General features: G+C 54.6%; 15 protein-coding genes. 8 read left to right on the plus strand and 7 right to left on the minus strand.

Going from position 1 to position 13314, the window contains the following annotated elements; translation table 11 throughout:
• Positions 1-233: 233 nt before the first annotated feature.
• The 3 genes from ACR0MP_RS19280 to ACR0MP_RS19290 are packed head-to-tail and all read right to left on the minus strand — an operon-like array spanning position 234 to position 2517.
• Complete coding sequence (locus ACR0MP_RS19280) at positions 234-821, minus strand: Smr/MutS family protein (RefSeq protein WP_170567303.1); 588 nt, start codon at positions 819-821, stop codon at positions 234-236.
• Positions 821-1861, minus strand: coding sequence for a murein transglycosylase A (mltA, locus tag ACR0MP_RS19285; RefSeq protein WP_170408811.1), 1041 nt, complete (start codon positions 1859-1861; stop codon positions 821-823). Before mltA ends, ACR0MP_RS19280 begins: the two co-directional genes overlap by 1 nt.
• On the minus strand, positions 1858-2517 hold the full coding sequence (locus tag ACR0MP_RS19290; RefSeq protein ID WP_170399461.1) for a Tim44/TimA family putative adaptor protein: 660 nt from the start codon (positions 2515-2517) through the stop codon (positions 1858-1860). Before ACR0MP_RS19290 ends, mltA begins: the two co-directional genes overlap by 4 nt.
• Positions 2518-2625: 108 nt before the next feature.
• Between ACR0MP_RS19290 and ACR0MP_RS19295 the strand changes: the two genes are divergently transcribed.
• Both ACR0MP_RS19295 and secB read left to right on the plus strand, forming a co-directional pair.
• Positions 2626-3126 carry an FxsA family protein gene (locus ACR0MP_RS19295; RefSeq protein WP_170399458.1) on the plus strand — a complete coding sequence of 167 codons (501 nt, stop codon included), beginning with the start codon at positions 2626-2628 and terminating at the stop codon, positions 3124-3126.
• A 54-nt stretch (positions 3127-3180) separates the two neighbouring features.
• Positions 3181-3684, plus strand: a complete 504-nt coding sequence (gene secB / locus ACR0MP_RS19300; protein ID WP_170399455.1) for a protein-export chaperone SecB — start codon at positions 3181-3183, stop codon at positions 3682-3684.
• Between the two features lie 25 nt (positions 3685-3709).
• Here secB and dnaQ read toward each other — a convergent pair whose 3' ends face one another.
• From dnaQ to ACR0MP_RS19320, 4 genes are read right to left on the minus strand one after another with little or no spacing between them, the layout of a single operon-like run.
• Entirely contained in the window at positions 3710-4432 is a 723-nt protein-coding gene (gene dnaQ / locus ACR0MP_RS19305) for a DNA polymerase III subunit epsilon (RefSeq protein WP_170399452.1), read from the minus strand.
• Positions 4425-5018 (minus strand): dephospho-CoA kinase, encoded by a 594-nt coding sequence (coaE, locus tag ACR0MP_RS19310; protein WP_170737260.1) that lies wholly within the window; start codon positions 5016-5018, stop codon positions 4425-4427. The genes dnaQ and coaE overlap by 8 nt, the downstream gene beginning before the upstream one ends.
• Positions 5015-5848, minus strand: coding sequence for a shikimate dehydrogenase (locus tag ACR0MP_RS19315; protein WP_170399446.1), 834 nt, complete (start codon positions 5846-5848; stop codon positions 5015-5017). The genes coaE and ACR0MP_RS19315 overlap by 4 nt, the downstream gene beginning before the upstream one ends.
• Positions 5845-6444, minus strand: coding sequence for a Maf family protein (locus tag ACR0MP_RS19320; RefSeq protein ID WP_480887613.1), 600 nt, complete (start codon positions 6442-6444; stop codon positions 5845-5847). Before ACR0MP_RS19320 ends, ACR0MP_RS19315 begins: the two co-directional genes overlap by 4 nt.
• 403 nt (positions 6445-6847) lie before the next feature.
• Between ACR0MP_RS19320 and hemJ the strand changes: the two genes are divergently transcribed.
• The 6 genes from hemJ to ACR0MP_RS19350 all read left to right on the plus strand — a co-directional run bounded on the left by hemJ (position 6848) and on the right by ACR0MP_RS19350 (position 13310).
• Positions 6848-7297, plus strand: coding sequence for a protoporphyrinogen oxidase HemJ (gene hemJ, locus ACR0MP_RS19325; protein WP_170399440.1), 450 nt, complete (start codon positions 6848-6850; stop codon positions 7295-7297).
• 126 nt (positions 7298-7423) lie between these two features.
• Entirely contained in the window at positions 7424-8695 is a 1272-nt protein-coding gene (gene rho, locus ACR0MP_RS19330; RefSeq protein WP_170399438.1) for a transcription termination factor Rho, read from the plus strand.
• 31 nt (positions 8696-8726) lie between these two features.
• Positions 8727-10013 carry a tRNA uridine-5-carboxymethylaminomethyl(34) synthesis GTPase MnmE gene (gene mnmE / locus ACR0MP_RS19335; protein WP_170408804.1) on the plus strand — a complete coding sequence of 429 codons (1287 nt, stop codon included), beginning with the start codon at positions 8727-8729 and terminating at the stop codon, positions 10011-10013.
• A 12-nt stretch (positions 10014-10025) separates the two neighbouring features.
• The gene (gene mnmG / locus ACR0MP_RS19340; protein WP_170408803.1) at positions 10026-11894 is read left to right on the plus strand and encodes a tRNA uridine-5-carboxymethylaminomethyl(34) synthesis enzyme MnmG; all 1869 of its coding nucleotides are present in this window, start codon (positions 10026-10028) and stop codon (positions 11892-11894) included.
• Positions 11891-12514, plus strand: a complete 624-nt coding sequence (rsmG, locus tag ACR0MP_RS19345) for a 16S rRNA (guanine(527)-N(7))-methyltransferase RsmG (protein WP_170408802.1) — start codon at positions 11891-11893, stop codon at positions 12512-12514. The genes mnmG and rsmG overlap by 4 nt, the downstream gene beginning before the upstream one ends.
• Complete coding sequence (locus ACR0MP_RS19350) at positions 12507-13310, plus strand: AAA family ATPase (RefSeq protein WP_170408801.1); 804 nt, start codon at positions 12507-12509, stop codon at positions 13308-13310. Before rsmG ends, ACR0MP_RS19350 begins: the two co-directional genes overlap by 8 nt.
• The last annotated feature ends 4 nt before the right edge of the window (positions 13311-13314 follow it).

Genomic DNA, 13314 nt, shown 5'->3' on the forward strand with positions numbered 1-13314 from the left:
CGGAAACCGCTGGGTCAATGCAATCAGATGGGATCGGCGATTGTCTGCCGTACCGTTCTGGTTGTGTTGTTAAGCACAACCTCGCAAGCCTTGGACAAGGCTACGAAGTTTCATTGCGCCGGCAGATTATCACCGGGGTTGCGGGACCTGCAGAAACAATAAACCAGTAGGGGTAAGGGCAGGGTTCGCGTGCGAATCCGGTTCATGCGGACAAGCTAGAATCAGCGATCCGACTAACGGACGCGCCTGAGGTAAACGTAATAGGCGCCATCGCCGCCATGGCTGATATGTGCGGGTGTTACCTGCAGCACCGCTTGTGCAAGTGGTGGAATAGATAACCAGTGGGGCACCTGATTGCGCAAGACCCCACGCGGTGTTGGAATGGGTCCCGGTTCGTCCCGGTCCTTGCCCTTGCCGGTTATGACCAACACCAGCCGTTTGCGCTGTGCCTGTGCGGTCAGGATGAACCGAACCAATGCGGGATGGGCTGCGCTCATGCGCATCCCGTGCAGGTCCAGCTTGCCTTCGGGCTTGAGCTTGCCGCGTTTCATGCGACCAAAAGACTTGGTGTCCATCTGCACCGGATTTGTCCGTAAACCTTCGGTGATCGATGGCTTCAGGTTATTCCGTGACGGTTTGGTTGGCGCAGTCTGACCCAGTTCAAAGGCTTCTATCCGCGCCTTGGGCGTTTTGGTCGGTTTGGGCTTGGGCAAGGTAGTGGGGTGCACAGTCTGAGGCAGTTCGGGGTGCAAACGCTCAGCCTGTTTGGCCACCTTGCGCCACAAATCGATCTCATCCGCAGTCAGTTTGCGCCGGGTCATCAGAACTCATCCGGTAACAGGGCGTAGGCCCTCTGGATCGGCAACAGCACAACCATACGGCCGGGATCCTTCAAGCGACCGGCGGCCTGCCCGGCATCATCCCCTGTGCCAAAGAAAATGTCGGCACGTTGCGCACCCTTGATCGCCGATCCGGTGTCTTGTGCGATCATCAATCGGCGCAGCGGGTTTTTGCCATCCTTTTCTACCCAAACTGGCGCGCCCAAAGGTGTATAAGCCGGATCTGCCGCGATACTGCGCATCGTGGTCACTGAGCGGTTCATGGCGCCTAACGGCCCGAACTCGGGCGCGACACGCGTCACTTCACGGAAGAAAACATACGAAGGGTTGTGTAGTAACAGCTCAGCCCCGGCTTCAGGGTTTTTGCGTACCCAGGTCCGGATCATCTGCGCGCTGACCTGGTGCGCGCCCAGCGCACCCCGTCGGACCAGTTCCGCGCCGATCGAGCGATAGGGATGCCCATTCGCACCGCCATATCCAACCCGCAATGCACCGCCATCGGGCAGACGTATCCGGCCCGAGCCTTGAATTTGCAGAAAGAACAGCTCAACAGGGTCATCGACCCACGCTATCTCAAGGCCCCGACCTGTCAGGGCGTCACCGGTCAGCAGGTCACGGCGACTGAGCCACTTGCCCGCCTCTCGCGCCTCGGGCGGCATCCGGTAGAGTGGATAGCGGTATTTGTCAGTTGGGGTTTTCGACCCATCCAGTTCAGGTTCAAAATATCCGGTGAACAGGGCGTCATCGCCGTCTTCGACCAGAACAGGACGAAAGAACAGCTCGAAAAAAGCCCGCGCCGCGCCAGGTTCATAACTCTGAGCCACGCCACACAGCGCCTGCCAATCAGGATCGTCCAGATCACCACAGGTGTTCAGAAAAACCGAAAGGGCCGCCCCGTGATCGTCGGCGGCCCAGCCATCGAGGTCATCGAATGACAGGATGGATCGCGTCGCCTCGGCTCCGGCGGCGCTGGCAGTGGTCATGACGACCCCCAGAAATAGCGACCGGAGCGCTGCAATCATGCGTCCGTGGCAACAAGCAGCCAGTTCGGATCGTCCGCGCCCATGACACGGGCAAAGGTCCAGCTGTCCTTTTGGCGTTTGACGGTGTTCGGGTTGCCTTCGACAATATCCCCGCCGCGATCGCGCACGACCGACGTCAGCTCACCGATAAAGCGCATGGTGATCTCGGCCTGATTGGTATCCTTATCGAAGGTCGCATCGACCAGAGTGGTTTCACGCACCCCGATGAATTCGGCTTCGATGGTCAGACCTTTGTCTTCGCGATCCGCAACAACCGATACAAAACTGTCGAATACTTCTTCGGACAGGAACGGCTGGATTTCGTCCAGATTGCCCTTTTCAAAGCCCATCACGATCATCTCATAGGCGCCGCGCGCGCCCTGTACAAATTCGCTGACAGAAAAACTGGGTTCGACCCGCTTCATTGCGGCCAATGTTTGCGCCTGTTCACTGTCTTCGGCCACATGGTCGGTGATGTCGTGATCTGGCCCGCCTTCAATCACTTCGAAATCACGGCGCGCGCCATTGGTATCAGGCTGTTGCTGAAGGGGCGGTTTCTCAAAACCTTCGCGTGTACCCAACACGCTTTTCAAGCGCAGGATCAGGAAAATGGCAATTCCGGCCAGCACCAGAAGCTGGATCAGGGGTGAGTTCATTTCGTCCTCTTTTCAGAACCCGGGCTTTGTATACGCTGCCCTCTGCCACTATGTAGGTGACAGTCGGGGCCAAGTCCACAGCCCGGACCATGCTAAAGGATACCGCAAATGTACTTGTTCTTGGCTTTTTTATTGGTTCCGATCATCGAGATCGCCCTGTTTATCCAGGTTGGCGGTCTGATCGGGCTTTGGCCGACGCTTGCAATCGTGGTTCTGACCGCCGTTCTGGGCACGGTTCTGGTGCGGACACAAGGTCGCATGGCGCTGGCGAATTTGCAGCGATCCTTTGCCGAATTGGACGACCCAACCGAACCGCTGGCCCATGGGGCGATGATCTTGCTGTCCGGTGTTTTGCTGCTGACACCAGGGTTTTTCACCGATGCCATTGGTTTTGCGCTGCTTGTTCCCGGCATCCGGGTCGCAGTGTTCCGCTATCTCAAGTCCAAGGCGACCATCACGCATTTTCAAATGGGCACCGGCGCACAATTCAGGTCGGGGCCAAACCCGTTTGATCAGGACGATGTGATAGATGGCGAATTCACCGAGGTTCGCCCTCGCCAGAACTCCGGAAAGCCGTCTAAGTGGGTGGAAGGCCCGCACCAGCATTGAGCTATCCGGCCCAAATTGCTAAGCAGTGCCGAATTTCAATTCCGGAGAAGTTTCATGGCTGACGAAAGCCCTGCAGAAAACACCGCCGCACAGGCAGCCCCTCAGATCCAGATGCGCGTTCTGGGACAGTTCATTCGCGACATGTCCTTTGAAAACGTCATGGCGCAAAAAGGCGTCTCAGGCGACGTACAGCCCGAGATTTCAGTTCAGGTCAATCTGGACGCAAAGAAACGCACGACCGAGCACCAGTATGAAGTCTCGATCAAGCTAAAACTGACATCCAAGGCCAAGGGCCTGGAAGACGTCCTGTTCCTGTGCGAAATCGACTATTGCGGCCTGTTCCACGTGGAAGGTGTGCCCGAAGATCAAATGCATCCGTTCCTGATGATCGAATGCCCGCGCATGCTGTTCCCGTTCCTGCGCCGCATCGTCAGCGACATCACACGCGACGGTGGCTACCCGCCGGTCAACCTGGATAACATTGATTTCGTGGCGCTCTATCGCAACGAACTGGCGCGCCGTCAGGCGGCCGCACAAGAGCAAAAAACCGACGCCTAAGGTTTTGGTCCGCGTCTGGTTCGGGTCAGGCGCGGGTCCACAGGGCGTTCTCGCCCAGCTTTTCAACAAATTTCTGATGTGCTGCGCGCTCATCCTCGGTGATCCGGGATGGCAGGGCATCGGGTCGCGCTGTCGGGCGCCATTCCTCACCACCGCCAGACGCTGCACTTGCCGACGTTGACAATCCAAAGTCGGGCTGACGGCCTCCGATCAGCTCCAGATACACTTCGGCCAGAATTTCCGAGTCAAGCAGCGCGCCGTGCAGCACCCTGTTCGAATTGTCGATGCCAAACCGGCGGCACAATGCATCCAACGAAGCGGGTGATCCCGGAAACCGTTTGCGGGCAATGGCCAGCGTGTCGATTGCCTGATCCATCGGGATCAGCGACACCCCCATCCAGCCCAGTTCGGCGTTCAGAAACTTCATGTCGAACGAAGCGTTGTGGATCACCAGCTTGGCGTCACCCACGAATTCGCGAAACCCTTGCCCAACCTTGGCAAAGACAGGTTTGTCCTTCAGCGTGACTTCGCCTTTTTCCGGCGGGCGCGGGTTTTCCAGCAGGTCGGGGCCGATGCCATGCACACCAAATGCCTCTTCCGGCATAGAACGCTCAGGGTTGATGTAGACGTGATAAGTTTCTCCTGTGGCAACGTGGTTCCACAGCTCAACCGCGCCGATCTCGACGATCCGGTCGCCGCTTTCGGGATCAAACCCTGTGGTCTCGGTATCGAGTACAATCTCACGCATCTGCCAACCCTGCCCGTATCTGCCTGACGATATCCTGCACCTGAGCGCGAGCATGGTCCAGGGTATCCGTGACAATCACGAAATCCGACCGCGCGCATTTCTCTTCGTTTGGCATTTGCTTGGAGCGAATCTGCTCAAACTGCGCCTCATTCATCGTGCCGCGCGCCATGACCCGTCTTTTTTGTTCTTCAGCAGAGATTGAAACACAAGCAACAGCATCCATCGCCGCATCACCACCGGTTTCAAACAACAGCGGAATGTCGAATACCAAGATATCGGCGGACGAGGTAGATCGAAATGAGGCGCGATCCGCCGCTACCAGAGGGTGTACGATTTTTTCAATTGTTTTTAGCGCGTCAGGATCATTCGCAATGATTTGCTTCAACGCATCCCGGCTGACCGCATCCTCGGCAATGGCGGTAGGAAACGTAATCCGCATGGGCTCAACCGCCGCACCGCCTTTTGCATAGAGCCGATGCACCGCAGCATCCGCATCCCAAAGCGCACAGCCTTCATCTGCAAGCATCTGAGCGGTCGTACTCTTGCCCATACCGATTGATCCGGTGAGCCCCAGCGCAAAACTCATGCCAAGGCCGCCGCGCGGGTTTCAGCGTCCACTTCGGGGCGAACACCGAACCAACGTTCAAACCCAGGAACAGCTTGATGTAGCAACATTCCCAGCCCGTCGACCGTTGTACATCCAACCTCTTCCGCCTGTTGTAACAGATGCGTTTGAAGCGGCGCGTATACCAGATCGGTGACAACAGCGCCGGGTTGCAATCCATCCAGTGGAACGCGTAACTCTGGCTGCCCTTGCATACCCAAAGACGTGGTGTTCACGACTAGTTCTGCGTCTTCGATCACATTTCCCGCCTGCACCCAGTCAACGACCGTAATCCGTTGGCCGAACTCTTCCTTCAAATGATCCGCACGGGTGCGGGTGCGGTTGGTCAACAGGATTTCAGGCACTCCGGCTTCTGCCAGCGCTTGAAGCACCGCCCGCGCAGCACCGCCCGCACCAAATACAACCGCAGGCCCATCCTGCGGGTTCCAATCGGGCGCACCGCTGCGAAGATTGGCCATGAACCCGTAGCCATCCGTATTATCCGCGTGAATTGAACCATCCTCGCGGAATACAAGCGTATTTGCCGCCCCGATGACTGAGGCACGGTCCGAGACATGATCCGCCAACCGCAAAGCAGCCTCTTTATGCGGTACAGTCACGTTGGCCCCAACAAACCCAGCCTTGGGTAGTGTCCGCAGAACGGTTTCCAGATCGGCCGGGGCGACATCCATTGGGATGTAGTGCCCCACCAATCCATAGGTTTTCAGCCAATGCCCGTGCAGTTTTGGCGAGCGGGAATGTGCAATGGGTTGCCCAATCACGCCGGCCAGAGGAACGCGATGCTCCGTCATTGATCGATTACTCCCTTTGCGGCCAGAAAATTGAGCAACTCTAACAGGGGCATACCCAAAACATTAAAATAGTCGCCGTCAATGGTAGCAAACAGGCGCACGCCTTCTTCTTCCAGTTTATAAGCCCCCACTGCGTGCCGAATACTGTCCCAGTTCCGCGCCACGTAATCACGTAAATAAGCATCCGAGCTGGCCCGCATCCGCAAACGCACCTGACCGACTTGCCGCCAGATGGGCTCACCATCCTGATAGATCACCGCCGCCGACAGCAACATATGTCGCTTGCCGCGCATTGCTTTAAGCTGCGCCAGTGCTTCTTCCGGCGTTTCCGGCTTCGACAGCATCTGACCTTCGAAATCCAGAACCTGATCGCAACCCATAACCATAGTGCCGGGCACTTTGTCACTGATCTTACGTGCTTTCATTTCGGCAAGCGCATCGGCAACATCACGGGGCGGAGCTCCCTCAGCCATCAGGGCGCGTTTGGCTGTGTCTTCATCCACCCGCGCGATCTGAACCGAAAACGGGACGCCTGCGTTTCTGAGCAACTGCGCGCGGATCACGGACCCTGAGGCAAGGACTATGGGGACAGTCATGTGGAAAACCCCGTGTGCAAATCAATGAGTAGTCTCGAATGGTTTGTATGGCTTTCCGGTTGACACGCAACCCCGGGAATTTGGCGCAAGACTTCCCCGAGTCGCCCGGATCCTGTCCAGACGGGACAAGGATAAGTTGGAATACTCGGATAAGCATCCCGTCCCGGATTGTTCCAATGGTTATCCACAATTCAGCCCGAGCTTTTATCTCATAATTTATTGTTATTAATAATTTTTTTTCTTGATCAACAGATTCTGCGCCGATGTGCTTCACTTTTTCCACCTGGGGAAAAAGGCAGGACAAAAAAGTAATCCACCGAATTTGACCTCCCTACAAAACCATCATCCTTTTTCTTTCTTATTTTTTTTATTAGGAGGGTTTCAGGTAAGCCCGGAATACCCAATGACCGATATTCTTTTCGCAATATACCCTTGGGTGAAATCGCTGCACATCATGGCCGTGATTTCATGGATGGCTGGTTTATTCTATCTGCCCAGATTGTTCGTGTATCACGTTGAAAAGGCGCAAGCCGTAGAGGGTGCGCAACAGATTTTCTTTGAAATGGAAGAAAAGCTGCTGCGTGTGATCATGCGCCCCGCAATGGTCGTGGCCTGGGTTTGCGGGCTGATCATGGTGTTCACGCCTGGTATTGTCGGATGGGATTGGAGCTGGCCGTGGGTCAAAGGCGCAGCAGTGATCGGCATGACATGGTTTCACCATTGGCTTATGGCTCGGCGCAAGGACTTTGCTGAGGGGCGAAATAAGCTGACTGGGCGGCAGTACCGCATGATGAATGAGGTTCCGACCGTTCTAATGGTTGTTATCGTTCTAGCGGTCGTTGTGAAGTTCTGAGGGCCTGTTTGACTCTTCTTAGGTAAGCGCTTATCTAACGCGTAACGCGCCCGTCCGGGCGAGGTATCTTCCGTTCTGAAATTCCACTCTGGTGCCGCGATCCAAGCGGCCGAGGTTCGTATCATCATGACAACTGAATCCCTGAATCTGGCCGATCTGAAGGCCAAAAGCCCCAAAGACCTTCTGGCCATGGCCGAGGAGCTTGAGGTCGAAAACGCCTCAACCATGCGCAAGGGCGAGATGATGTTTCAGATTCTGCGCGAACGTGCGGATGAGGGCTGGACCATCGGTGGCGACGGCGTGCTGGAGGTTTTGCAAGACGGGTTCGGGTTTCTGCGTTCGCCCGAAGCGAACTATCTACCCGGACCGGATGACATTTACGTTTCGCCTGACATGATCCGCAAGCATTCGCTGCGCACTGGAGATACGGTTGAAGGTGAGATCAAAGCGCCTGACGAGAATGAACGTTACTTTGCGCTGACAAATGTCACCAAGATCAACTTTGAAAATCCGGACAAGGCCAAACACAAGATTCTGTTCGACAACCTGACGCCTCTGTATCCGGATGAGCGTCTGAAGATGGAAATCGAAGATCCGACCATCAAGGACAAGTCTGCTCGCGTGATCGATTTGGTTTCGCCGATTGGTAAAGGTCAGCGATCGCTGATCGTGGCGCCTCCGCGGACTGGTAAGACGGTGATCCTGCAGAACATCGCGCATTCCATCGAGCAGAACCACCCGGAATGTTATCTGATCGTCCTGCTGATCGACGAACGCCCGGAAGAGGTGACCGACATGCAACGCTCGGTGAAGGGTGAGGTTGTGTCTTCGACCTTTGATGAACCCGCGACTCGCCATGTGGCCGTGTCGGAAATGGTCATCGAAAAGGCCAAGCGCCTGGTCGAGCATAAACGAGATGTTGTTATTCTGCTCGATTCGATAACAAGACTTGGTAGGGCATTCAACACTGTGGTGCCATCTTCGGGTAAAGTTCTGACCGGTGGTGTGGATGCAAATGCTCTGCAACGGCCCAAGCGCTTCTTTGGTGCTGCGCGGAACATCGAAGAAGGTGGATCGCTGACCATCATCGCCACCGCCCTGATCGACACCGGCAGCCGGATGGACGAAGTGATCTTCGAAGAATTCAAAGGCACCGGTAACTCGGAAATCGTTCTGGATCGTAAGATCGCAGACAAACGCGTGTTCCCGGCAATCGACATCCTCAAATCCGGCACCCGGAAAGAGGATCTGCTGGTCGACAAGGGTGATCTGGCCAAGACATTCGTTCTGCGCCGCATCCTCAATCCGATGGGCACAACAGATGCAATCGAGTTCCTGTTGTCGAAGTTGAAACAAACCAAGACGAACGGCGAGTTCTTCGATTCAATGAACACCTGACAAGGTTCTGGCACTGACGCGGGGGCTATCAATGGATACGATATTCGCCCTGGCCAGCGCCCAGGGCAAAGCAGGCGTGGCTGTGATCAGGCTTTCTGGTCCGCAGGCATATGCCTCCGCCAATGAGTTGTCTGGCGGGGGCCTGCCAAGGCGTGGAATGACAGTACGAACACTCAGCGCGTCGGATGGATCGCGGTTGGATGAGGGCTTGGTTCTGACGTTTCAGGCCCCGTCCAGCTTTACCGGCGAAGACGTGGCCGAGCTTCAGATTCACGGAAGTATGGCGTCAGTCAACGCTGTGCTGACCTCTCTTTCGGATATGGACGATCTTCGGCTGGCCGAACCTGGTGAGTTCACGCGTCGTGCATTGGAAAACGGCAAGATGGATCTGGCGCAGGTCGAAGGCCTTGCTGATCTGATTGATGCAGAAACCGAAGCACAACGGAAACAAGCGCAGACGATTTTGGCTGGTGCTTTGGGCACATTAGCAGAAGGTTGGCGGCGTGATCTGATCCGCGCGGCCTCCTTGTTGGAAGCCGTGATTGATTTTGCTGATGAAGAGGTGCCGACAGATGTATCACCTGAGGTTCGGACGTTGATCTCTGGTGTGATGGCCGAATTGACCCAAGAAGCCAAAGGTGTTCGGATCGCCGAGCGCATTCGCACCGGCTTTGAGGTCGCCATAGTTGGTCTTCCGAACGCAGGAAAATCGACCTTGCTGAATGCGTTGGCAGGGCGGGAAGCCGCAATCACCTCAGAATATGCCGGGACAACCCGCGATGTAATCGAAGTTCGCATGGATTTGGACGGACTGCCTGTCACGCTGTTGGATACGGCTGGTTTGAGACAGACCGAAGATCACGTTGAAAACCTTGGAATTGAACTGGCGCGCAAGCGGGCAGAGGCCGCTGATTTGCGGGTGTTTCTGACGGATGACCCTGATCACTTAGGTGTACCGAGGCAGACGGAAGACATTCATGTTCTGCCAAAATCTGACCTACGTGGGCCTTCTGCCGGCGGCATATCAGGAAAAACCGGGCAGGGGATTGACCAGCTGATAGACAACATATCGCGTGTATTGATAGCCCAAACTGCTAGTCATGGTATTGCAACGCGGGAACGCCATCGCGTTGCGATGACAAAAGCAGCTGACTCTCTTGCCGCTGCGCAAGCTGTTCTGGAATCAGGCCCAGATATGTATGATATAGCTGCTGAAGAACTAAGGACGGCCATTCGGTCGCTTGAGTCTCTGGTTGGCAGGATTGATGTCGAGACCCTTTTGGATGAAATCTTCGCAAGTTTCTGTCTGGGAAAATAGGGAGTGTTTCACGTGAAACATTCGAAATTTGATGTTGTCGTCATCGGTGCCGGACATGCAGGTGCAGAAGCCGCACATGCTGCAGCACGGATGGGTGCGAACACAGCACTAGTCACTCTTTCCGAACGGGACATCGGTGTCATGTCTTGCAATCCAGCAATAGGTGGGTTGGGCAAAGGGCATCTAGTCCGCGAGATCGATGCACTAGATGGCGTAATGGGGCGCGTGGCGGACCGTGCCGGTATTCAGTTTCGTCTATTGAATCGGCGTAAAGGACCGGCCGTTCAAGGGCCGAGGGCGCAGGCGGATCGAGCCCTTTATCGGGCAGCAATGGCGGGGGAAACGCAAAAACAAGACAATCTGTCGGTGATTACCGGGGAAGTGGTTGATTTCCTAATGGATGGCGACCGCGTCACCGGTGTTAAACTGGCAGATGATTCCGAGGTCCCCGCGCAGACAGTTATCCTGACGTCGGGTACATTTCTGCGCGGCGTGATCCACATAGGGGACGTTTCAAAACCAGGTGGCCGCATGGGGGATCGCCCATCGATCAGGCTGGCTGAACGCCTTGATGCCTTTGATTTGCCTACGGCACGACTAAAAACAGGTACGCCACCGAGGTTGGACGGACGAACCATAAATTGGGATATACTTGAACGACAGGATGGCGATGCAGAGCCAACACTGTTTTCATTCATGTCCCAAGCGGTGACGGCGCCGCAAATTGCCTGTGGAATAACTCATACCAATGCTCAGACGCACGGAATAATCGAGAAAAATCTATCGCGATCAGCAATGTATGGAGGTCATATTGATGGTGTTGGTCCCAGATATTGCCCTTCAATCGAAGACAAAATCGTCCGATTTGCGGAAAAAGAGTCACACCAGATATTTCTGGAACCAGAAGGCGTGCGGGATCATACGGTGTACCCAAACGGGATTTCAACGTCTTTGCCCGAAGATGTACAAGTCGAATATGTCCAATCCATCATAGGATTGGAAAACGCGGTAATCCTACAACCCGGATACGCGATTGAATACGACTACGTTGACCCGCGCGTTCTATCTGCGTCTTTGTCTGTGCCCGATGTTCCTGGTCTATATCTTGCAGGACAGATCAATGGGACCACAGGATATGAGGAAGCGGCCGCGCAAGGCCTCGTTGCGGGTTTGAATGCAGCTCTGGAAACACAGGGGCGTGCGCCAATACATTTTACACGCTCAGACAGCTATATTGGCGTAATGATAGACGATTTGACAACTCGAGGCGTTGCCGAGCCTTATCGGATGTTCACATCCCGTGCAGAGTTTCGCCTATCACTTCGCGCTGACAACGCAGATCAAAGACTGACCCCGATTGGCGAACAGCTGGGCTGTGTGGGTGAGCACCGCCGCAAGGTTTTTGCTGAGAAATCAGAAAAGCTTGTAAAAGCAAAGAATAAACTGACAGAGACCACATATACGCCAAAGAAAATTCGCGAAGCTGGTATCAGCATAAATCAGGACGGAAACCGGCGCGATGGAATGGCGGTTCTTGCTTTTCCAGAAGTATCGTTTGAAGACATGGTTTTACTCGAACCCGATCTACAGAATACAGACGATGAAATTCGCCGTCAGGTCGAGCGCGATGCTTTGTATGCAAACTATATTGCGCGCCAACAACGGGATGTCGAAGCAATGAGGCGCGATGAGGCGCATGAAATTCCTCGGGATTTCAATTATTTTGCGCTTGATGGTCTGTCGAATGAAATGAAGCAAAAGCTATCGCAGGCGAAGCCTGCGAATATTGCGCAGGCGAGTCGGGTTGAAGGTGTCACGCCTGCAGCTTTAACCCTCGTCCTGGCGAAGCTCAGGCGCGATGTGAAAGCCAGAAAAGCATGAGTTATCAGAACGCCGTTTCTGCGGAGGCTCTGGATGTTTCACGTGAAACATTCGAACGCCTGGTGATCTATGTATCTCTGCTTGAAAAATGGAATCCAAAAATCAATCTGGTTTCAAGAAATAGTCTTGAAGAGATTTGGATCCGCCATATCAAGGATTCCATTCAAGTTTTTCAGAACGCAGATCGCGTAGATCATTGGGTGGATTTAGGCAGCGGAGGCGGCTTTCCAGGCATGGTTTGCGCCATCATGGCAATTGAATCTGCGCCTGAAACGCGTTTCACATTGGTCGAAAGCGACCAACGTAAATCCGCATTTCTTCGAAGTGTGACCAGAGAGAGTGGCGCCAATTGTTCCGTGATCTCTCGTCGAATTGAAGCCATTGATCCCTTGCATGCAGACGTGCTTTCAGCTCGGGCTCTGGCTGATCTGACCACTCTAATGTCATTTTGTGACAGGCATTTAAGTAAAAACGGTACAGCGTTGTTGCCAAAAGGCGCAACCTGGAAAAAAGAGCTGGAAGATGCGCGCAAAGAATGGAAATTCGAGGCTGAACCCATTAAGAGTTCAACAGAACCCCAAGCCGTTATCCTGAAAATCAAAGGAGTTGCACGTGGTTGATCTGTCTCGTCCTGCTGGGCCTCGGATTATCGCGGTTGCCAATCAAAAGGGCGGGGTCGGGAAAACCACTACAGCGATCAATCTGGCAGCCGGCTTGGCCGAGGCCGGATGCAAGGTTCTTGTGGTCGATCTCGATCCTCAGGGAAATGCCTCTACGGGTCTAGGGGTCGAAGATCGCGACTGGACGACATATGATCTTCTTCTCGACGATGCACCATTGGAAGCTGTGGTGCAGGAGACCGAGATCGGTAATCTTTTTGTGGTTCCAGCGACCGTAGATCTCAGCTCGGCAGATATTGAGCTGATCTCGAATGAAAAGCGCAGTTATTTGCTGCATGACGCGCTTCGACAGACTGCAATTGATGCTTTCGATCTGGACTTTGTGCTGATTGATTGTCCGCCGTCCTTGAACCTGCTCACCGTAAACGCAATGGTAGCAGCGCATTCCGTCCTTGTACCATTGCAAAGTGAGTTCTTTGCGCTGGAAGGCCTGTCACAATTGATGTTGACCATTCGCGAGGTTCGTCAGACCGCCAATCCTGACCTCAGAATCGAAGGTGTTGTGTTAACGATGTATGACAACCGCAACAACTTGTCCCGTCAGGTCGAAAAGGATGCGCGTGACAATCTGGGTGAGATGGTATTTAAAACCAAGATACCCAGAAATGTGCGGGTCAGCGAAGCACCATCTTACGCGCTTCCTGTGCTGCAATATGATTCGGGTTCGCTCGGGGCGATGGCGTACCGGTATCTCGCCCGAGAGGTTATGCACAAGAACAACAAGGTAGCCATTTAAGTGG

The organism is Ruegeria sp. K3 (assembly GCF_056531845.1).

Excerpts from the sequence above, each read along its gene's own strand:
- rsmG (WP_170408802.1), top strand. The coding sequence starts at position 11,891 with ATGAGTTATCAGAACGCCGTTTCTGCGGAGGCTCTGGATGTTTCACGT.
- mltA (WP_170408811.1), bottom strand. The coding sequence starts at position 1,861 with ATGATTGCAGCGCTCCGGTCGCTATTTCTGGGGGTCGTCATGACCACT.
- mnmE (WP_170408804.1), top strand. The coding sequence starts at position 8,727 with ATGGATACGATATTCGCCCTGGCCAGCGCCCAGGGCAAAGCAGGCGTG.
- ACR0MP_RS19315 (WP_170399446.1), bottom strand. The coding sequence starts at position 5,848 with ATGACGGAGCATCGCGTTCCTCTGGCCGGCGTGATTGGGCAACCCATT.
- rho (WP_170399438.1), top strand. The coding sequence starts at position 7,424 with ATGACAACTGAATCCCTGAATCTGGCCGATCTGAAGGCCAAAAGCCCC.
- ACR0MP_RS19320 (WP_480887613.1), bottom strand. The coding sequence starts at position 6,444 with ATGACTGTCCCCATAGTCCTTGCCTCAGGGTCCGTGATCCGCGCGCAG.
- hemJ (WP_170399440.1), top strand. The coding sequence starts at position 6,848 with ATGACCGATATTCTTTTCGCAATATACCCTTGGGTGAAATCGCTGCAC.
- coaE (WP_170737260.1), bottom strand. The coding sequence starts at position 5,018 with ATGAGTTTTGCGCTGGGGCTCACCGGATCAATCGGTATGGGCAAGAGT.
- ACR0MP_RS19280 (WP_170567303.1), bottom strand. The coding sequence starts at position 821 with ATGACCCGGCGCAAACTGACTGCGGATGAGATCGATTTGTGGCGCAAG.
- secB (WP_170399455.1), top strand. The coding sequence starts at position 3,181 with ATGGCTGACGAAAGCCCTGCAGAAAACACCGCCGCACAGGCAGCCCCT.
- ACR0MP_RS19290 (WP_170399461.1), bottom strand. The coding sequence starts at position 2,517 with ATGAACTCACCCCTGATCCAGCTTCTGGTGCTGGCCGGAATTGCCATT.
- ACR0MP_RS19295 (WP_170399458.1), top strand. The coding sequence starts at position 2,626 with ATGTACTTGTTCTTGGCTTTTTTATTGGTTCCGATCATCGAGATCGCC.
- dnaQ (WP_170399452.1), bottom strand. The coding sequence starts at position 4,432 with ATGCGTGAGATTGTACTCGATACCGAGACCACAGGGTTTGATCCCGAA.